This is a genomic window from Streptomyces sp. NA02950 (assembly GCF_013364155.1).
Classification (GTDB): Bacteria; Actinomycetota; Actinomycetes; order Streptomycetales; family Streptomycetaceae; genus Streptomyces.
Genome location: NZ_CP054916.1, coordinates 1,713,192 through 1,730,770, shown reverse-complemented (window position 1 = coordinate 1,730,770; position 17,579 = coordinate 1,713,192). Strand labels below are relative to the sequence as shown.

Sequence of the window (17,579 nt, the reverse complement as noted above, 5' to 3'; positions counted from 1 at the left end):
GGAACCGGAGCGCTCCCGCGGACGACGCGGCGCATGCCACGGGCGGGGAGCCGGAGCGCGGCTCCCCGCCCTGGGGGGGTGGTGCGGAGGGTCAGCTGATGGACTTGATCAGCTCACCGTTGGTGGTGTCGCCGCTGAGCTCCCAGAAGAAGGTGCCGCCCAGTCCCTGCTGCTGCTTGTAGGTCATCTTCCCGGCGATGGTGGCGGGGGTGTCATAGCTCCACCACTGGTTGCCGCAGTGGGCGTAGGCCGTACCGGCGACGGTGCCGGTGGCCGGGCACGAGTTCTTGAGCACCTTGTAGTCCTCGATGCCCGCCTCGTAGGTGCCGGGGGCGGCGCCGGTCGCGGTGCCGCCGGGGGCGCTCTGGGTGACGCCGCTCCAGCCGCGGCCGTAGAAGCCGATGCCCAGCAGCAGCTTGGAGGCCGGGATGCCGAGTCCCTTGAGCTTCTGGACGGCGGCGTCGGTGTTGAAGCCCTGCTGCGGGATACCGCTGTAGGAGGTGAGCGGGGAGTGCGGGGCGGTCGGGCCCTGGGCCGCCCAGGCGCCGAAGAAGTCGTACGTCATCGGGTTGTACCAGTCGACGTACTGGGCGGCGCCCGCGTAGTCGGCGGCGTCGATCTTGCCGCCGGACGAGGCGTCGGCGGTGATGGCCGCGGTCACCAGGTTGTTCTGGCCGAACTTGGCGCGCAGCGCGGACATGAGCTTGGGGAAGGCGTCCTTGCCGCTGGTGTCACAGCTGTTGCCGCAGGCGTTGGGGTACTCCCAGTCGATGTCGATGCCGTCGAAGACATCGGCCCAGCGCGAGTCCTCGACCAGGTCGTAGCAGGACTGGGCGAAGGCGGCGGGGTTCTTCGCGGCCTCGCCGAACCCGGCGGACCAGGTCCAGCCGCCGAAGGACCACAGCACCTTGAGCCCCGGGTGCAGCTTCTTGAGCTTGCGGAGCTGGTTGAAGTTGCCGCGCAGCGCACCGGCGTCCCAGGTGTCGGCCTTGCCGTCGACGCTGGTCGTCGCGTCATACGCCTTGTCGTAGTCGGCGTAGGCGTCGCCGATGGCGCATTTGCCGCCCGTGACGTTGCCGAAGGCGTAGTTGATGTGGGTCAGCTTGGCGGCCGAGCCCGAGGTCTCGACGTTCTTCACGTGGTAGTTGCGCTGGTATATGCCCCATTCGGTGAAGTAGCCGACGACCTTGTTGCCGGCGGCCTTGTGCCCGGCCGCCTTGTTTCCGGCGGCGGTGGCGGCCGGGGCGGTGGCGGCCTCGGCCTTGGTGCGCTGTTTGGTGGCGCCCGCGTCGGCCACGGCCGAACCCGCGAGCAGGGTGGCGGCCAACACCGCCGTACAGAGCGCCGCGAGAGCGGCGAGCAGTCCGCGTGGTCTGAGCATGGAATCTCCTCGGTGGGGGGTGAGGGGAGAAGTGAAGTGCCCGACGACCTGCCCAAATCTTGACATGCACGCGCAGGGCGCGGTGCAGAAACGTTAGATGGACTAGACCAGTGGGGTCAATGGTCTGGGCCAATGCTCTTCTGTTCGGCGTCCCGTTCCGCACCGTTCCGCACCGTTCCGCACCGTCCCGTGCCCCGCCCGGCGTGCCGCCCCGCGCGCTGTCCGAGAAGCTGTCCGAGAAGGTGGTTGAAGATCGATCGACCGGTGACGGACCGCTGCCGATCGGGCATACTCCAACCGCCGCGGTGCAGGTCATCACCCGCTCGAGACCCGACGGGAACCGGCCGGCCAGCGGTGACAACGGCGGCGCCGCCACATCCTCGGCCGCCCGCCGCCGCCGTGCCCTACAGGGAGAGGAGAGCGCCGCCATGACCGACCACGGCCCGCAGCCGGTGGAACGCGAACTGCCCACCGATGAGGCGCGCGATCTGATCGCGCTCGTACGTGAGCTGATCGACCGCGAGATCAAGCCTCGTGCCGCCGAGGAGGAAGCGGCCGGCCGCTTCCCCCGCGAGCTGTTCACCCTGCTGTCCGAGTCCGGACTGCTGGGGCTGGTCCACCCCGAGGAGTTCGGCGGCGGCGACCAGCCGTACGAGGTCTACCTCCAGGTGCTCGAGGAGCTGGCCGCGGCCCGGCTCACCGTCGGTCTCGGCGTCAGCGTGCACACCCTGGCCTGCCACGCCCTCGCCGGTTTCGGCAGCAAGCAGCAGCTGGCCGAGCACCTGCCCGCGATGCTGGGCGGCGGACTGCTCGGCGCGTACTGCCTGTCCGAGCCCTCCTCCGGCTCCGACGCCGCCGCCCTCACCACCCGTGCCACCCGCGACGGGGACACATGGACGCTGGAGGGCACCAAGGCGTGGATCACCCATGGCGGTATCGCCGACTTCTACACCGTGCTCGCCCGCACCGGCCCCGAGCGCACCCGTGGCATCAGCGCGTTCCTCGTCCCCGGTGACGCACCCGGGCTCAGCGCCGCCGCGCCCGAGCACAAGATGGGCATGAAGGGCTCGCCCACCGCGCAGATCCACCTCGACGGCGTCCGGGTCCCCGACGCCCGGCGCATCGGCGACGAGGGGCAGGGCTTCGCCATCGCCCTGTCCGCCCTCGACGCGGGGCGGCTGGGCATCGCGGCCTGCGCGATCGGCGTCGCCCAGGCGGCCTTGGACGAGGCGCTCGCGTACACCGCGCAGCGCCGCCAGTTCGACCGCCCGATAGCCGATTTCCAGGGGCTGCGCTTCATGCTGGCCGACATGGCGACCCAGATCGAGGCCGGGCGCGCGCTCTATCTGGCCGCCGCCCGGCTGCGGGACGCGGGCCGCCCGTTCTCCAAGCAGGCGGCCATGGCCAAGCTGTTCTGCACCGACACCGCGATGCGCGTCACCACCGACGCGGTCCAGCTGCTCGGCGGATACGGCTACACGGCGGACTTCCCCGTGGAGCGGTTCATGCGCGAGGCCAAGGTCCTTCAGATCGTGGAAGGCACCAACCAGATCCAACGGGTGGTCATCGCCCGCGCTCTCGCGGGCCCGGAGAGCCACTGATCAGGTCGCGGTTCCGGGGGCGCGGCAGCGCCGGGCCCCCGCCGCCCGGCCCGCTACACGCGGGGTGCCGGGCCCCGCCGCAGGACCGGCATGCTGATCGGGCGCGACCCGGGTCCGCCGATGTGCGAGAACGGCTGCATCCGCCAGTCGAGGCCCTCCGGCAGCGTCAGCAGTAGCGCCGCGTCCTGCTCCTGGGCGTCGAGCGACGCGTCGGCGGGGGAGGCGTCGGCCACCCCGCGCCCCGTACCGGCGCACACCGTGAGCCCGAACGGGTCCCACGGAGACGGGCACAGCGCGTGCTCCGGGAGTACGTCCTCGTCCGCGAGCAGGGCGATGGGCCGCGCGCAGTCCGGGCAGACGACCCGGAACATCTCGTAGGTCTCGTTCTCGTGAGAATCGATGTCGCCTTCGTCGAGGCGCTCAAGGTAGGGCATGAGTTTCCCCCTCGGGTGGGCTGGTCAGGCGCGTCGGCCTCGACCACAGCAAGCATTTCCCGCGCCGCCCGGGAGGTAATCTCCGCACTTTCGCGGACCCCCCCGACGGGATGTGGCGTTCGTCACATGCCCCGCGCGGATGCGGTGAACAAGGGCCGTCCGGCCCACGCTCCGGGGCCGGTGACCCGCTGTGCCGGAACGCCCGCGACCACATAAGGTGATCGGCTGTGGAGGAGTTGGACAGACAAATCGTGGAGCTGCTCGTCAAGGACGGGCGGATGAGCTACACGGACCTGGGCAAGGCCACCGGCCTGTCCACATCGGCCGTGCATCAGCGGGTCCGCCGCCTCGAGCAGCGCGGGGTGATCCGCGGCTATGCCGCCGTTGTGGACCCGGAGGCCGTGGGTCTGCCGCTGACCGCCTTCATCTCGGTCAAACCCTTCGACCCCAGCGCGCCCGACGACATCTCCGAGCGGCTCGCCGAGGTGCCCGAGATCGAGGCGTGCCACAGCGTCGCGGGGGACGAGAACTACATCCTCAAGGTGCGGGTCGCCACCCCACTGGAGCTGGAGCACCTGCTCAGCCGGATCCGCTCGCTGGCCGGGGTCTCCACCCGCACCACCGTGGTCCTCTCCACCCCCTACGAAGCGCGTCCGCCGCGCGTCTGACCGCCACCGGACGCGCCCGCCGGGCGTGTCCCGTCCCGACCCGACGCGCCCGGCGCGCGTGAGTGCGAGAACCGACCCCATGAGGCAGCCCGCCGTGAACGACCCCACCCCTGACCGGACCGCTGACCGGACCGACGAGGGCCGCACCGTGCTGCTGCGCGGCGGCGAGGTCCACAGCCCCGCCGATCCGTTCGCGACCGCGATGGTCGTCGAGCGGGGCGCCATCGCGTGGGTCGGCTCCGAGGGAGCCGCCGACAGCTTCGCCGACGGGGTCGACGAGGTGATCCAGTTGGACGGGGCGCTGGTGACGCCCGCGTTCACCGATGCGCATGTGCACACCACCGCCACCGGACTCGCCCTCACCGGACTGGACCTCGCCGGGGCCCGGACGCTCTCCGACGCCCTGGCCCGGATCCGGGCCCATGCCGCCGCCCGCTCCGAGGACCGGGTCCTTCTCGGCCACGGCTGGGACGCCAGCGGCTGGCCCGAGGGCCGTCCGCCCGGCCGCGCCGAACTCGACGAGGCCACCGGCGGCCGCCCCCTCTATCTGACCCGCGTCGATGTGCACTCCGCGGTCGTCACCACCGCACTGCTCGATCTGGTGCCGGGCGTGTCCGGCCTGGCGGGCTACCACCCCGACGCGCCGCTGACCGGCGCCGCCCACCACGCCGTACGCGCCGCCGCCCAGGTGAGCGTGACCGCGCGGCAGCGCGCCGACGCCCAGCGCGCCGCCCTGGCCCGCGCCGCCTCCCTGGGCATCGGCTCCCTCCACGAGTGCGCGGGCCCCGAGATCTCCGGCGAGGACGACCTCACCGGACTGCTGGCGCTGGCCGCCGAGGAGCCGGGGCCGCGCGTGTTCGGCTACTGGGCCGAGGCCGCGGAGAGCGCCGCCGACCTGGAGAAGGTGCGGGCCCTCGGCGTCCTCGGCGCCGCCGGAGATCTCTTCGTGGACGGCTCGCTCGGCTCCCACACGGCGTGTCTCCACCAGCCCTACGCCGACGCGCCGCATACCGGCACCGCCTACCTGGACCGCGCGGCCGTCACCGCCCATGTCGCCGCCTGCACCGAGGCCGGTGTCCAGGCCGGGTTCCACGCCATCGGCGACGCCGCCGTCACCGCCGTCGTCGAGGGCGTGCGGGCCGCCGCCGAACGGATCGGACTCGCCCGGGTGCGCGCCGCCCGGCACCGCGTGGAACACGCCGAGATGCTCACCCCCGAGACCATCGCGGCCTTCGCCGAACTCGGCCTCACCGCCTCCGTCCAGCCCGCCTTCGACGCCGCATGGGGCGGCGAGGACGGCATGTACGCCCAGCGCCTGGGCGCCGAACGGGCCCGGACCCTCAACCCCTACGCGGCCATGCTGCGTGCCGGAGTGCCCCTCGCGCTCGGCTCCGACAGCCCGGTCACCCCGCTCGACCCCTGGGGCACCGTGCGCGCCGCCGCCTTCCACCGCACCCCCGAGCACCGCGTGTCGGTCCGCGCCGCCTTCACCGCCCATACGCGCGGCGGATGGCGGGCGATCGGCCGCGACGACGCGGGCGTCCTGGTGCCCGGCGCGCCCGCCGACTACGCGGTCTGGCGCACCGGCGAGCTGGTGGTGCAGGTTCCCGACACGCGCGTCGCCGGATGGTCGACCGATCCGCGCTCGGGCACACCCGGCCTGCCCGACCTCACCCCCGGCGGTCAACTGCCCGTGTGTGTGCGCACGGTGGTCGGTGGACGCACCGTTTACCTCCGGCCGGACGAGTGACGCGCGGGCGCCCCGTACCGCCGAACGATGTGCCCCCGGCCTGTCGCGGCATCTGAACACCGTCCGTACTGACCTGGTCATTTGAGGAAACGGCGCAGGTCATGCGGCTGTTGACAGGGTGCGGTCGGTGGCCGGTAGGTTCGGCCGAGTCCACCACTGGACGCCCGACCGGGGAATCTTCACGCAGTCGTCGAACGCCGCTGGGCCAGAGGGAGACGCACCGCACCGGTGCGCCACCACTGGGAGCCAGGTCCAGCGCACGGGGGCGAGGGAGGGATCGCCGGGTCGGCAGGTGCGACCCGGGAGGGGCCCGGACGCTCAGTAGACAACGGCTCTCGGTCGACCCGCAGCCAGCGGGTCCCAGGTCGGCCCGAAGGGCGTCGGGCCCCCATCCGCACGCACACGGCGGACCGCCCCCGGCCGCGGGGGCGGCGCCGCCGAGCCCCGGGAACCCTGGCCGTGGCCGAAGCGTTCCGCACCCCCAGGAGCACATTCCGTACCTCGGGACCACTTCCGCGTGCCCGCGTTATACGGTCACCTCACTACAGCACGCATTGCAGGAAGGCCGCACCGTGCCCTCGGGTTCCGACACCACCGCCGAAGCCGCCTCGCCCGGCCCGGCCGCAGACCGACCGGGCGAGACGCCCGGGCCCGCCGCCGCCCCGCCCTCCGGCGACGGCGAGGCCGCAGCGCCCGTGCCCGCCGCCGGGGACCGGCCGGGCCGGTTCCGCCGGCTGGCCCGGCTGGCCCGCCGCGAGGCGCGCCGCAGCCTGCTCGCTGCCCTGAGCGGCCTCGCGCTCGGCTTCGCCTTCCCGCCGTTCGGCGTGTGGCCGCTGTCCCTGCTCGCGGTGGCCGCCCTGGCGCTGCTCACCCACGGCCGCACCGCCCGCCAGGGCGCCTGGACGGGCTTCGCCTTCGGGCTGCCGTTCTTCGTGCTGCTGCTGAAGTGGCTCAGCGTGGTCGGCTGGGACGCGACGGTGGGCCTGTCCGTCATCGAGGCGGCCTTCATGGCGCTGCTGGGTGCCGGGCTCGCCCTGGTCTCCCGGCTCCCGGTGCCGGCCCTGTGGCCGCTGTGGACGTCCTGTCTGTGGGTCGCCGAGGAGTGGGCCCGCGACCGGACGCCGTTCGGGGGCTTCCCCTGGGGCCGGCTGGCCTTCGCCAACACCGGCTCGCCCTTCACCCCGCTCGCCGCACTGGGCGGTGCCCCGCTGGTCACCTTCGCGGTGGCGCTGGTCGGCGGACTGCTGGCCTCCGTGCTGCTCGTCCTGTGGCGGCTGCGCGGTGCCTTCTCCCCGCGGGCGGTGCTGCCCGCCGCCGCCGCTCTGGTGGTCGCCGGGGCGGTGACCGCGGCCGGGTCCGCGGTGCCCATCCCGACCGGTGCCGTGAAGTCGGTCGACATCGCGGTCGTCCAGGGCAATGTGCAGCAGCCCGGCATGGACTTCCTGGGCCGCCCCATGAAGATCCTCAACAACCATGTCAAGGCCACCCTCGCACTGGCCGAGGACGTGAAGGCAGGCCGGATCAAGAAGCCGGACCTGGTGATCTGGCCGGAAAACGCCTCCGACCTCGATCCCTTCCAGTACAGGGAGGCATACGCCCGGATCGACGAGGCCGTGAAGGCCATCGACGTCCCGGTGCTGGTCGGCGCCCTGGTGGACCACCCCACCAAGGACGGCTACGTGGAGAACCAGGGCATCGTCTGGGACCCGAAGAAGGGCCCCGGCGCCTCGTACACCAAGCAGCACCCGGTGCCCTTCGGTGAGTACGTGCCCTTCCGCCAGCAGCTCAGCAAGGTCATCACCCGGCTCCAGCGGGTGCCCCGCGACTTCTACCCCGGTGACCACACCGGTGTGCTGAACGTCGGCCCGGCCCGGCTCGGCGATGTGATCTGCTTCGAGGTCGCCTACGACGAGATCGTCCGCGACACGGTCAACGCGGGGGCCCGCGCGATCGTCGTGCAGACCAACAACGCCACCTACGGCCGCAGCGGCCAGCCCGATCAGCAGCTGGTCATGTCCCGGCTGCGGGCCATCGAGCACGGCCGTCCGGTGATCACGGCGGCCACGAGCGGGATCAGTGCCGTGGTCTCCCCGGATGGCACGATCGAGCAGCGGACGAAAGAATTCACGCAAGATGTGCTCACCGCGCGCATCCCCCTGCGTGACGGCAAGACCCTCGCCGACCGCGTCGGTGCGACCCCGGAGTGGGTGCTCGCTATGGTGGGCCTTCTGTCCTGCGCGGCCGCGATCATGATCGGCCGTCGGGGACGTACGGACGAGAAGGGGCAGTAGCCGTGAGCGACGCACGCGAGGCCGACCAGCCGCGCCGGAGCAGCGACCGTGAGGATGCGCCTCGCGGGCGGAGAAGCGAACAATCCGACGCCGTGAGCGACGCACGCGAGGCCGACCAGCCGCGCCGGAGCAGCGACCGTGAGGATGCGCCTCGCGGGCGGAGAAGCGAACAATCCGACGCCGTGAGCGACGCACGCGAGGCCGACCAGCCGCGCACCGAGGCGGATGAGCCGGTCACCGGGGCCGAGGAGCGGCCGGGCACCGGGGACACGGCCGCGGAGCCGCGCCGCACCACCCAGGAGGAGGGCGGCCGCCGGAAGTACGGCCCGCTCGGCACCACCTTGGTGATCATTCCGACCTACAACGAGGCGGAGAACATCAAGCCCATCGTCGCCCGGGTCCGTGAGTCCGTCCCGGAGGCGCACATCCTCGTCGCCGACGACAACAGCCCGGACGGCACCGGCAAGGTCGCCGATGAGATCGCGGCCGAGGACGACCACGTACGGGTGCTGCACCGCAAGGGCAAGGAGGGCCTCGGCGCCGCCTATCTGGCCGGGTTCCGCTGGGGCATCGAGCACGGCTACGGCGTCCTGGTGGAGATGGACGCCGACGGCTCCCACCAGCCCGAGGAGCTGCCCCGGCTGCTGACCGCCCTCAAGGGCGCGGACCTGGTGATCGGCTCGCGCTGGGTGCCCGGTGGACGGATCGTCAACTGGCCCAAGTCCCGCGAGTTCATCTCCCGGGGCGGCAGTACCTACTCGCGGCTGCTGCTCGACGTCCCGATCCGCGACTTGACGGCGGGTTTCCGGGCCTTCCGCAAGGAGACCCTGGAGGGCCTGGGCATGGAGGCGGTCGCCTCCCAGGGCTACTGCTTCCAGATCGACCTGGCCTGGCGCGCCGTCAAGGCGGGCTTCCACGTCATCGAGGTCCCGGTCACCTTCATCGAACGCGAGCGCGGTGAGAGCAAGATGAGCCGCGACATCGTCACCGAGGCGGCGTGGCGGGTCATGACCTGGGGTGTGACCAGCCGGGTCAACAAGCTGCTGGGCCGCAGGAACGCCTGAGCTCCGCGGGACGTGCCGCGAGGTGCGGTCGTTCGTCTGCGGCTGCGGCATGGCTGCTCGCGCCCCACGCGGCGGAGCCGCACATCGGCACAGCCCCGCGCCCCCGGCCCTACCGCTCGGAGTAGTCCCACGGGCATCCGGCCGCCCTGTCCCCGAGACTTGAGGCGGAAGGAGGCGGAACATGCCTAAAACGCCCATGAGGAGCAGCAAGAGCACCTCGCGCCGGACGATGCCCCGCCGGGGTGCCAAGTCCGGCACGATGGAGTCGCAGACCAAGGAAGAGCTCTACCGCAAGGCCAAGAAGGCCGGTATCGAGGGCAGGTCGCAGATGTCGAAGAGCGAGCTCATCTCGGCACTGCGGCAGCGCTGACACCGGCCGCGGGCGGTTCCCCTGCCCCTGCCCCCCGCCCGTGGGAGGGGCGGGGGGCAGGGGACCACCTTCCGGCGGCTTTCCGGCTTCCGGCGACCTGGCTCCTCGAACTCCACCGGCTCCTTCACCTGATCCCCGGCAGGGCCAGGGCGGCGAGCAGCGCCGTACCGGCGACCGTCCAGGCGACGTAGTCGCCGATGTGCCCCGACTGGAGCCGCCGCAGGGGCGCGAGCACCGCGGCCGCCCCGCCGGCGGCGGGCCCCCGCCGTACCGCCACCTGGGCCAGCGCGACGGCGAGTGCCGTGGACAGCAGACCGAGCAGCACCCCGGCCGCCGACCAGTGCGGCGCCGTGAACGAGGGGGCGGCCGCGGCCCGCCCGTCGAGAACCGCACCACGGTAGCCGGTGCCGTCGGCGAAGAGTGCCCCGGCACGGCCCGCACCGGCCGCGACCGCGGGGGCCAGCCCCACCGCCAGCGCCGCGGCCAGCAGGGCGACCGATACCCCGAGCATCGTCACCGGAACGCGGCCGAGCCTGCCGCGGGTCTCGGGCTCCTCCTCGCCCGTGGTCTCCGGTCCGCTCTGCGGCCCGTTCCGGGGCCGCCGCCCCGCCCCGGCGAACACCCGCAGCGCCGCGCGCAGCACCGCACCGCCGGTCACGGCCGACACCAGCACGAACAGGGCGGGCAGCCAGCCCGCCGTATGCCCCGCCGCCTCCTCCGCGACGGCCTTGCCGAGGCCCGTCCCGAACGGCGGCAAGCCGCACAGCGCCAGGCCGCCCACCGCGAAGACCGCACCCGCCAGCGGAAGTTCCCGGGCCCGGCCGAACAACTCGTACTCGTCGACGGAGGAATAGCGGTCCAGCAGGATGCCGGTGCACGCGAACAGGGCGGCCTTCACCCCGGCATGGCCCAGTACGTACAGCGCCGTGCCCGAGACGCCCTCGGGGGAGAGCACGGCGACACCGACCAGGAACAGCCCGGTGTGGGCCACCGTGGAGAACGCCAGCAGCCGTTTGAGATGGCGCTGCTGCCAGCACATCACCGCGCCGAGCAGCGCCGTGCCGGTGCCGATGACGAGCAGCGCGTGGCTGAAGGCCGGCTGCGCGATCCCGCCCGGCCCGGAGAAGACCGTCCGGTGGACCCGGGCGACTCCGTAGACCCCCAGCTCCACCATCACCCCCGACAGCAGCATGCACACCGGGGTCGGGGCGACCGCGTGGGCGTCGGGCAGCCAGAAGTGGAAGGGCACGGCCGCGGCCTTCACCAGCAGACCGGTCGTCACGAGCACGAATGCCGCCAGCACCAGGGCGTCCGGCGCGCGGGTGTCCAGGCTCCGCCCGATCGGCGCGAACCCCAGCTCCCCGGTCCGCGCGTAGAGCAGGGTGATGCCCAGCAGGGTGCTGTAGCCGCCGAGGGAGTTGACCACGCCGAAGGCCAGCGCCCCTTGCAGCGGTTTGGGCTCCTCCACCCGGAAGCCGGTCAGCGCGTAGGCCACCACCCCCATCAGCTCGAAGAAGACGAAGGCGTCGAAGAGGTCGCCGGTGAGCGCGAATCCGGACATGCCCGCCTGGAACAGCAGGATCAGCGCGGGGAAGGAGCCGGCGTGGCGGCGCGGCGGCTCCGCGAAGTAGCGCCAGGAGTAGACGAGCACGGCGACGACGAGGAGTGAGACCAGGGCCGCGAGTCCGACGCCCAGCGGATCGCCGACCAGCACGATGCCCACGCCCTTGCCGTCCACCGGACGCCAGCCGCCCACCCACTCCACCGGGCCCCGCCGTCCCGGACCCGCCGCGGAGCCGCCGGTCCCGGCCAGCAGCACCAGCGTCAGCGCGGCGGTGGCGGCGGCGAACGCGGTGCCCAGCACATCGGACGCGATCCTCGGCAGCCGTCGCCCGCAGGCCACCAGCACCGCCGCGCCGAACAGCGGGACGGCGACCACCAGCGGCAGCAGTCTCGCGGTGTCCACCCGGTCAGCCCTTCAGCTCGGACAGGGCGTCGGGGTCGACCGTCCCGTGGCGTTTGCGCAGCTGCACGACGAGCGCGAGGAGCAGTGCGGTCACGGTGGCGCCGACCACGATGTCGGTGAGGGCGAGCGCCTGGACGACCGGGTCCACGACCCGGCTGCCGGTGGGCGCGTCGGCGTAGACCGGGGCGGTGGCGTGGCGGCGGTAGCCGACGGCGAGCAGCAGCACATAGGTGGAGGACTGGGTGACGGCCAGACACCCCACAGCGTGGATCAGGTTCCGGCTGGTCACCAGCCCGTACACGCCGATCAGGAAGATCCATCCGGCGACCGGGTAGGGCAGGACCGTCATGTGGGCTCCTCCTCGTCCGTTCCGTCGTCCGTTCCGTCGCTGTTGTCGTCGCTGTTGTCGTCGCCCGGGTCGCGGCCGCCGCCCGCGCCGTCGTCCGGCAGCACGATCTCCACGGCCTGGTCCAGGAAGCGGGCCAGCAGCACCACGACCCCACTGGCGACCTCCACCCCGACGGCCGCGTTCAGCACGATGACCGTGCCGCCGGAGGACAAGGTGGCGAAGGTGCCGAGCGGGAGGACATTGGCCAGGAACGCCGATCCCGCGAGCACCGCCGCGAACCCGGTGACCACATAGGCGAATTCACCGGCCGCCTCCCCGATCTCGTACAGCGCCAGCGGGCGGATCCGCTCCAGCGCCCGGTAGTCGGCGGCGAGATAGAGCAGATGCAGGGCGGTGGCGGCGACCACCCCGCCCTGGAAGCCGCCACCCGGACTGATCTGGCCATGGGCGATCACATAGAGGCCGATGAGCAGCGCGACCGGCAGCGTCAGCAGGGCGAAGCGGCGGACCGGGGGGTGGACGGCGGCGGGTGCCGGAGGCGTACGGCGCTCGTCGGCGGTCTGACGCAGCAGAACCACCGCGCCGAGCACCGCGGCGAACAGGATGCTCTCCTCGCCGAGGGTGTCGAAGGCCCGCAGATCGAAGTTGACGGACGCGATGGCGTTGGCCGTGTGGTGGCCCAGGGCGGCGCGTACGGCCCGTTCACCGTACGGGTGGTGCTCGGCGCCGAACGACGGCAGACCGAAGCACGCGGCGGTGAACAGGGCCGCGAAGGCGGCCGCGCCCACGAGGAAGAGCCCCAGCCGGCCGCGGGCGCTCACCGCTCACGGTCCCGCGGCCGGGGACCGGTGTCGCTCCCGCCCGTACCGCGTCCGTCGCCTCCGTCGCCCGGCCGGCGACGCACGGTGCGGACGGTCAGCAGGATCATCAGCGGAGTCACCGCCGAGCCGACCGCGAGCTGGGACAGCGCCACGTCGGGCGCCTGGAGGAAGGTGAACAGCAGTGCCAGCGCGAGTCCGAGGAAGGAGAGAACCAGTGCCTGCCGCACCGGGTCGCGGTTGAGGACGGCGGCGGTGGCGGCGCCCGCGACCAGCAGCAGTGTCACGCCGATCAGCACGTCGGTCATCCCGTCCCGCTTCCGCCGTGGCGCCCGGCCGGACCGCCGGGGCGGCCCGCGAGCACCCGGTGGCCGCCGTACCCGCTGGTCACCAGGCTGCCCGCGATCAGCAGCGCGCCGATCAGCAGCAGCTTCAGCGCGGCCCGGCCGGGCCCGGCCGCCACGCACAGCGGCACCACGGCGGCGGGCACGCCCAGCAGGGCGGTCCACCGCACCAGCGGGGCGTCGGGCAGGACGTCGAGAAAGCGGGCGTAGATCAGCGTCCCGGTCGGCCCGAGCACGGACAGCACCAGCGCCACATCGACGTACGAGGGGCGGCCGAAGCCCTGGGCGGCCAGCAGCAGCGACAGACCGGCCAGCAGCGAGGTGAGGTTCTGGGCGATCAGCCGGCCCTCCGTACCGCCGAAGGCGATCCACCCCAGCACCGGGCAGAGCGCCACCAGCGGCACCAGTGCGGCCAGCAGCCAGCCGTCCGCGGGGCTCACCGCCCCGCCACCGCATGGCGCGCGGCGCGGACCAGCAGGGCGGCGGGGAGTGCGGCGCCCGCACCCACGACGACCTCCAGCGGGTCCACGGTGCTGATGAGCACCAGCCACACCCCGGTCAGCGCCACCCACCAGGCGAGGATCTCCAGCACGACGGCCATGTGCGACACCTCCGCGGCAGCGGGTACCCGGACCGCCGCCGCCGACTCCCTGTGGATTCCGCAGGCGTCCCGTGGGAGCCCTGGCCCCGGGGTCCGTGTCCGCCGCGGGCCCGGGCACACTTGGAGGCATGATGACCGGCGCATCGCAGCAGAGCGACCCGACCCGCCCGAAGCGCTCGCGCGCCCGCACCTTCGTACCGCTGGGGATCGCCGCCTGGCTGGTGCTGGAGATCTGGCTGCTGACCGTGGTGGCGCGCGCCACCGGTGGGCTGACCGTCTTCCTGCTGCTGGTGGCGGGGGTGGTGGTGGGCGCGGCCGTGGTCAGGCGCGGCGGGCGCCGGGCCTGGCAGAGCCTGGCCCAGTCCATGCAGCCGGGCGCCGACGCCTCGAAGCCCGCGGCGCGGCCCGGGTCCTCGTTCACCATGCTGGGCGGGCTGCTGCTGATGATGCCGGGGCTGATCTCCGACGTGGCCGCGCTGGTGTGTCTGTTCCCACCGACCCGTGCGCTGCTGCGGCGCCGTGCCGAGGGGGCGCTGTCGCGCCGGATGGGATACGTCCCGGGGGCGCCCGGCGATCCGTTCCGTCAGGGCCGGGGCCAGGGCCGGGAGCGCGCGAGGGAGGGTCAGGTCATCCAGGGCGAGGTGATCCGTGACGACCAGCGTGGAGACGGCGACCGCCGTGCCGACGGGGGCCACGGCGGCCCCGACACCATCCGGGGTGAGATCCGGGGCGACGAGGACGGCCCGCGCTCGGCGCGCCGCGACTGAGCCGCGGCCGGGCCCGGTGGGTCCGGCGACAGCCCGGGGCAGGCCGTGACGCCGTGACATGGACGCACGAGGGCCGGGGCCACCGCTCGGCGGTGGCCCCGGCCCTCGTGCGTCCATGCTTCCGCAGGCCTGCGGATCAGGCAGACTTGCGGGTGTCCCGCGGATGCACGGCGATGTTCATGGCGCCGGAGCGCAGGACCGCCAGCCGCTCGGCCAGCACCTCCTCCAGCTCTTCGCGGGTGCGCCGCTCCATGAGCATGTCCCAGTGCGTGCGCGCGGGCTTGCCCTTCTTCTCCTCAGGACCGTCGCCGTCCACCAGGAGTGCCATGGCGCCGCACGCCTTGCACTCCCACTCCGGCGGGATCTCCGCCTCTACCGAGAACGGCATCTCGAATCGATGTCCGTTCTGGCATGCGTACTCCACCGCCTGGCGCGGGGCCAGATCGATGCCGCGGTCGGTCTCGTAGCTGGTCACCACGAGTCGCGTGCCGCGGAGAGCTCGCTCACTCATGAATCGTGCCTCCCGGGCTTGTCGCCCACAGGACAGGTGTCGCTGTCGTCGTCATCCGGTCAACGTCCGGTCGGCGGTGAAGATTCCCGTGTTGGGACATGCGTCGCCCGTCGTGCCGCCCCGTTGTTCTACCCACAGGCGCCCGGTTTGTCACATCTGGCAGCAGATGTCACCCAGCGTTTCTGGTACTTTAGCGCGCAGTAACGGTCCGCCTGGTAGGCCAAGGGCGTACACTACCGCTCCACTGCCGTGAGCTCGAAATCAGATCTCCGATCTGTCCGGGATCTGGTCTTCGGCGCCGCCCCGCGCGACCACCTCGGAGCCCGCTCCGGTGGCGGTGGGGATCGCGAAGAGACGCAGGAAGAGCTGTGACAGCGGCCCGATGGCCAGCGCGAAGAGTACCGTGCCCGCGCCCACGGACCCGCCCAGGATGAATCCCGTCACCAGCACCGCCACCTCGATCCCGGTCCGGACCAGACGGATCGAACGGCCGGTGCGCCGGTGCAGCCCGGTCATCAGCCCGTCCCGCGGCCCCGGGCCGAAGCGGGCCGAGATGTACAGCCCGGTGGCCGCGCCGCACAGCACGATCGAGAAGGCCAGCAGCGGAATCCGCACCGCCGGCGCCTCGGGGGCGGGCACCAGCCACAAGGTGGCGTCCGCCGCCGGTCCCACCACCAGCACATTGGATACCGTGCCCAGCCCCGGCCGCTGCCGCAGCGGTATCCACAGCAGCAGGACGGCGGCGCCCACGACGACCGTCACCGTGCCGAACGAGAGCGGGACGCGCTTGGCGATGCCCTGGTGGAAGACGTCCCAGGGGTCGAGGCCGAGCGTGGCCCGCAGTTGCAGTGCCATGGACGTGCCGTACAGGACGAGTCCGATGTAGAGCTGGACGAGACGGCGGGTGAGGCGGCGGGATCCCCCCGGTGGGTCTGCGGACAACGCGTACTCCTTCTTTGTTGCTTCGTCCTGTTTCGTCGTGCCTGCTTCGTCGCGCCCTGGTGGCGGTGGGCGGTGGCATGTCACTCTGTGATCCGGGACCAGTCCAGTTCCATGGCCAATCCGGGAAAGGTGGACCGCTTTCGATGAGTCCGTGGACTTCCGCGGTGGGGGCACCGCAACTCGCGCGGCTGCTCGGATCGCAGCACACCCGTGACCGCGTGCCCGCGGCCGCGGTCACCGCCCTGAACGGCGGCCGCCGGGTGCCCGCCTACCGGGCCCTGGCCGACGGGGTGCGGCTGCTCATCCTGGAGGGCCGGGTTCCGGTCGCCGCCCGGCTCCCCGCCGAGCGTGAGCTGGCCGCCGCGCTCGCGGTCAGCCGTACCACCGTCGCCGCCGCCTACGAGGCGCTGCGCGGCGAAGGGTTCCTGGAGTCACGGCGCGGCGCCGGAAGTTGGACCGCCATGCCGGCCGGGAGCCCGCTGCCCACCCGCGGGCTCGATCCGCTCCCGCCGGAGGACGCCGCCTCCGTGATCGACCTCGGCTGTGCCGCGCTGCCCGCCCCCGAGCCCTGGCTCACCCGCGCCATGCGCGGTGCCCTGGACGAACTCCCGCCCTACGCCCACACCCACGGTGACTACCCCGCCGGGCTGCCCGCCCTGCGCCAGGCGCTCGCCGACCGCTACACCGCGCGCGGCATCCCGACCATGCCCGAGCAGATCATGGTCACCACCGGTGCCATGGGCGCGGTGGCCGCCGCCTCCCGGCTGCTGGTGCGGCCCGGGGAGCGGGTCGCCGTCGAATCGCCCTCGTACGCCAACATCCTCCAGCTGATGCGGGAGGCGGGCACCCGCCTCGTCCCCGTCGCGATGGCCGACCGGCTCGGCGGCTGGGACATCCCGTCCTGGCGCCAGGTGCTGAGCGCCGCCGCCCCTCGTATGGCCTATGTGGTCGCGGACTTCCACAACCCCACCGGCGCGCTCGCCACCGAGGAGCAGCGCCGGCAGCTCGTGGACGCCGCCCGGTCGGCCGGGACCGTGCTGGTCGCCGACGAGTCCATGGCCGAACTGCGCCTCGACGACAGCGTGGAACTGCCGCCTCCGCTCTGTGCCTTCGACCCGGCGGGCAGCACCGTGATCACGGTCGGCTCGGCCAGCAAGAGCTTCTGGGCCGGGCTGCGCATCGGCTGGGTGCGCGCCGCCCCCGAGGTGATCCGCAGCCTCGTCGCCGCCCGTGCCTACGCCGACCTGGGCACCCCCGTCATCGAACAGCTCGCCGTCGCCTGGCTGCTGACCACCGGCGGCTGGGAGGAGGCCGTCGCGATACGCCGCGAGCTCGCGCGCGGCCACCGCGACGCGCTGGTCGACGCCCTGCGGCGGCACCTCCCCGACTGGGAGTTCACCGTGCCGCACGGCGGTCTGACCCTGTGGGTCCGCACCGGCGGCCTCTCCGGATCGCGGATCGCCGAGGCGGGCGCACGGCTGGGGGTGCGGGTGCCGTCCGGACCGCGCTTCGGGGTGGACGGGGCCTTCGAGGGCTATGTGCGGCTGCCGTTCACCGTCGGCGGCGCGGTCGCCGAACAGGCCGCCACCCGGCTGGCCGCCGCGGCCGAACGGGTCGCCACGGGCGCCGTCACCGAGGCCGAGGCCCCGCGGACGTACGTCGCCTGAGCCCCGCCGTCCCGGCGTCCCGGGCCCTCGGCCGGAGGGCCCCGGGACGGCGCGG

At 73.2% G+C, this 17,579-nt stretch carries 18 protein-coding genes; 8 read left to right on the top strand and 10 right to left on the bottom strand.

Features of this window, described 5'->3' with window-relative positions; all coding sequences use genetic code 11:
- Positions 1 to 91: 91 nt before the first annotated feature.
- Entirely contained in the window at positions 92 to 1,381 is a 1,290-nt protein-coding gene (locus HUT19_RS07040; RefSeq protein WP_176179627.1) for a glycoside hydrolase family 18 protein, read from the bottom strand.
- 428 nt (positions 1,382 to 1,809) lie between these two features.
- Here HUT19_RS07040 and HUT19_RS07035 point away from each other — a divergent pair, with 428 nt between their 5' ends.
- A complete protein-coding gene (locus tag HUT19_RS07035) occupies positions 1,810 to 2,982 on the top strand; it encodes an acyl-CoA dehydrogenase family protein (protein ID WP_176179626.1) in 1,173 nt (390 codons plus the stop codon).
- Positions 2,983 to 3,035: 53 nt separating this feature from the next.
- Here the strand turns inward: HUT19_RS07035 and HUT19_RS07030 are convergent, their stop codons facing one another.
- Positions 3,036 to 3,416, bottom strand: coding sequence for a hypothetical protein (locus tag HUT19_RS07030; RefSeq protein WP_176179625.1), 381 nt, complete (start codon positions 3,414 to 3,416; stop codon positions 3,036 to 3,038).
- 227 nt (positions 3,417 to 3,643) lie between these two features.
- Between HUT19_RS07030 and HUT19_RS07025 the strand changes: the two genes are divergently transcribed.
- The 5 genes from HUT19_RS07025 to HUT19_RS07005 all read left to right on the top strand — a co-directional run bounded on the left by HUT19_RS07025 (position 3,644) and on the right by HUT19_RS07005 (position 9,559).
- Positions 3,644 to 4,084, top strand: a complete 441-nt coding sequence (locus HUT19_RS07025) for an Lrp/AsnC family transcriptional regulator (RefSeq protein ID WP_020866923.1) — start codon at positions 3,644 to 3,646, stop codon at positions 4,082 to 4,084.
- A gap of 79 nt (positions 4,085 to 4,163) precedes the next feature.
- Positions 4,164 to 5,834 (top strand): amidohydrolase, encoded by a 1,671-nt coding sequence (locus HUT19_RS07020; RefSeq protein WP_254885470.1) that lies wholly within the window; start codon positions 4,164 to 4,166, stop codon positions 5,832 to 5,834.
- A 572-nt stretch (positions 5,835 to 6,406) separates the two neighbouring features.
- Complete coding sequence (lnt, locus tag HUT19_RS07015) at positions 6,407 to 8,125, top strand: apolipoprotein N-acyltransferase (protein WP_176179624.1); 1,719 nt, start codon at positions 6,407 to 6,409, stop codon at positions 8,123 to 8,125.
- A gap of 341 nt (positions 8,126 to 8,466) precedes the next feature.
- Positions 8,467 to 9,189, top strand: a complete 723-nt coding sequence (locus HUT19_RS07010; RefSeq protein ID WP_176186573.1) for a polyprenol monophosphomannose synthase — start codon at positions 8,467 to 8,469, stop codon at positions 9,187 to 9,189.
- Between the two features lie 181 nt (positions 9,190 to 9,370).
- Positions 9,371 to 9,559 (top strand): Rho termination factor N-terminal domain-containing protein, encoded by a 189-nt coding sequence (locus HUT19_RS07005; protein WP_176179623.1) that lies wholly within the window; start codon positions 9,371 to 9,373, stop codon positions 9,557 to 9,559.
- Positions 9,560 to 9,683: 124 nt separating this feature from the next.
- Here HUT19_RS07005 and HUT19_RS07000 read toward each other — a convergent pair whose 3' ends face one another.
- From HUT19_RS07000 to HUT19_RS06975, 6 genes are read right to left on the bottom strand one after another with little or no spacing between them, the layout of a single operon-like run.
- Positions 9,684 to 11,525 carry a complex I subunit 5 family protein gene (locus tag HUT19_RS07000; RefSeq protein ID WP_176179622.1) on the bottom strand — a complete coding sequence of 614 codons (1,842 nt, stop codon included), beginning with the start codon at positions 11,523 to 11,525 and terminating at the stop codon, positions 9,684 to 9,686.
- Between the two features lie 4 nt (positions 11,526 to 11,529).
- Positions 11,530 to 11,874 (bottom strand): sodium:proton antiporter, encoded by a 345-nt coding sequence (locus tag HUT19_RS06995; RefSeq protein WP_176179621.1) that lies wholly within the window; start codon positions 11,872 to 11,874, stop codon positions 11,530 to 11,532.
- Positions 11,871 to 12,695, bottom strand: coding sequence for an MnhB domain-containing protein (locus HUT19_RS06990; protein ID WP_176179620.1), 825 nt, complete (start codon positions 12,693 to 12,695; stop codon positions 11,871 to 11,873). Before HUT19_RS06990 ends, HUT19_RS06995 begins: the two co-directional genes overlap by 4 nt.
- Positions 12,692 to 13,000: a DUF4040 domain-containing protein gene (locus HUT19_RS06985; RefSeq protein ID WP_176179619.1), complete on the bottom strand. Its 309-nt coding sequence runs from the start codon at positions 12,998 to 13,000 to the stop codon at positions 12,692 to 12,694. Before HUT19_RS06985 ends, HUT19_RS06990 begins: the two co-directional genes overlap by 4 nt.
- Positions 12,997 to 13,476: an MrpF/PhaF family protein gene (locus HUT19_RS06980; RefSeq protein ID WP_176179618.1), complete on the bottom strand. Its 480-nt coding sequence runs from the start codon at positions 13,474 to 13,476 to the stop codon at positions 12,997 to 12,999. The genes HUT19_RS06985 and HUT19_RS06980 overlap by 4 nt, the downstream gene beginning before the upstream one ends.
- Positions 13,473 to 13,637 carry a hypothetical protein gene (locus tag HUT19_RS06975; RefSeq protein ID WP_176179617.1) on the bottom strand — a complete coding sequence of 55 codons (165 nt, stop codon included), beginning with the start codon at positions 13,635 to 13,637 and terminating at the stop codon, positions 13,473 to 13,475. The genes HUT19_RS06980 and HUT19_RS06975 overlap by 4 nt, the downstream gene beginning before the upstream one ends.
- A gap of 131 nt (positions 13,638 to 13,768) precedes the next feature.
- Here HUT19_RS06975 and fxsA point away from each other — a divergent pair, with 131 nt between their 5' ends.
- Positions 13,769 to 14,404, top strand: coding sequence for an FxsA family membrane protein (fxsA, locus tag HUT19_RS06970; RefSeq protein ID WP_176186571.1), 636 nt, complete (start codon positions 13,769 to 13,771; stop codon positions 14,402 to 14,404).
- 136 nt (positions 14,405 to 14,540) lie between these two features.
- Here fxsA and HUT19_RS06965 read toward each other — a convergent pair whose 3' ends face one another.
- Together HUT19_RS06965 and HUT19_RS06960 are read right to left on the bottom strand one after the other, a co-directional pair.
- On the bottom strand, positions 14,541 to 14,915 hold the full coding sequence (locus HUT19_RS06965; protein ID WP_014056358.1) for an RNA polymerase-binding protein RbpA: 375 nt from the start codon (positions 14,913 to 14,915) through the stop codon (positions 14,541 to 14,543).
- A gap of 261 nt (positions 14,916 to 15,176) precedes the next feature.
- The gene (locus HUT19_RS06960) at positions 15,177 to 15,857 is read right to left on the bottom strand and encodes a YitT family protein (protein WP_176179616.1); all 681 of its coding nucleotides are present in this window, start codon (positions 15,855 to 15,857) and stop codon (positions 15,177 to 15,179) included.
- A 143-nt stretch (positions 15,858 to 16,000) separates the two neighbouring features.
- Between HUT19_RS06960 and HUT19_RS06955 the strand changes: the two genes are divergently transcribed.
- Positions 16,001 to 17,524: a PLP-dependent aminotransferase family protein gene (locus tag HUT19_RS06955; protein WP_176179615.1), complete on the top strand. Its 1,524-nt coding sequence runs from the start codon at positions 16,001 to 16,003 to the stop codon at positions 17,522 to 17,524.
- Positions 17,525 to 17,579 lie beyond the last annotated feature (55 nt).

Excerpts from the sequence above, each read along its gene's own strand:
- HUT19_RS06995 (WP_176179621.1), bottom strand. The coding sequence starts at position 11,874 with ATGACGGTCCTGCCCTACCCGGTCGCCGGATGGATCTTCCTGATCGGC.
- HUT19_RS06985 (WP_176179619.1), bottom strand. The coding sequence starts at position 13,000 with ATGACCGACGTGCTGATCGGCGTGACACTGCTGCTGGTCGCGGGCGCC.
- HUT19_RS06965 (WP_014056358.1), bottom strand. The coding sequence starts at position 14,915 with ATGAGTGAGCGAGCTCTCCGCGGCACGCGACTCGTGGTGACCAGCTAC.
- fxsA (WP_176186571.1), top strand. The coding sequence starts at position 13,769 with ATGACCGGCGCATCGCAGCAGAGCGACCCGACCCGCCCGAAGCGCTCG.
- HUT19_RS07035 (WP_176179626.1), top strand. The coding sequence starts at position 1,810 with ATGACCGACCACGGCCCGCAGCCGGTGGAACGCGAACTGCCCACCGAT.
- HUT19_RS07040 (WP_176179627.1), bottom strand. The coding sequence starts at position 1,381 with ATGCTCAGACCACGCGGACTGCTCGCCGCTCTCGCGGCGCTCTGTACG.
- HUT19_RS06955 (WP_176179615.1), top strand. The coding sequence starts at position 16,001 with ATGAGTCCGTGGACTTCCGCGGTGGGGGCACCGCAACTCGCGCGGCTG.
- HUT19_RS06975 (WP_176179617.1), bottom strand. The coding sequence starts at position 13,637 with ATGGCCGTCGTGCTGGAGATCCTCGCCTGGTGGGTGGCGCTGACCGGG.
- HUT19_RS07005 (WP_176179623.1), top strand. The coding sequence starts at position 9,371 with ATGCCTAAAACGCCCATGAGGAGCAGCAAGAGCACCTCGCGCCGGACG.
- HUT19_RS07020 (WP_254885470.1), top strand. The coding sequence starts at position 4,164 with ATGAGGCAGCCCGCCGTGAACGACCCCACCCCTGACCGGACCGCTGAC.
- HUT19_RS07030 (WP_176179625.1), bottom strand. The coding sequence starts at position 3,416 with ATGCCCTACCTTGAGCGCCTCGACGAAGGCGACATCGATTCTCACGAG.